Raw genomic sequence first — 630 nt, forward strand, 5'->3', positions numbered from 1 at the left:
AGCGAAGTGGCTAAACGCGGCGGACTGTAAATCCGCTCCTTCGGGTTCGGCAGTTCGAATCTGCCCCCCTCCACCAGCATGGCGGTCGTGGCGAAGTGGTTAACGCATCGGATTGTGGCTCCGACACTCGTGGGTTCGATTCCCATCGATCGCCCCATATTTTTGGGCTATAGTCCAACGGTAGGGCCAAGGTCCGCAAAACCTTTACCACCGGTTCGAGTCCGGTTGCCGCCTCCATATTATTTGCTTTGATGACTTTCGTCATTCCATTTAGCGAATGGAGGATTTGTGAAATTTGGAAGCAGTTAAAATGCTATTCCGGAAAAATAATATTTTTAATAAATCCCTATTGATTTCGTAAGAAAGCTTGTGTTATGTTATGAAATCGCCAGTAAAAAAGAGGAGCTCAAACAAACTGATTTACATCTTCATCATTTTAAAGAAATAACATTTTTTCTTTTAAAGTGTTGACGTGTGAATGAGGATATGATATGATTATTTAGCTGTCGGAGATGACAGAAAAGAGAATTGATCTTTGAAAACTGAACAAAATAAACGTCAACGTTTTAAATTTTTATCTTCTATTAAAAACACCCCGTGTTTTAATAGAAACAAGTGAGCAAGTCAAAC

The 630-nt window shown here is 40.6% G+C and carries 1 tRNA gene; it reads left to right on the forward strand.

What is annotated here, in order from left to right:
• Nucleotides 1-81: 81 nt before the first annotated feature.
• Nucleotides 82-157, forward strand: a tRNA-His gene (locus L2D08_RS23600).
• Nucleotides 158-630 lie beyond the last annotated feature (473 nt).

This window comes from Domibacillus sp. PGB-M46, assembly GCF_022668875.1.
Classification (GTDB): Bacteria; Bacillota; Bacilli; order Bacillales; family Domibacillaceae; genus Domibacillus.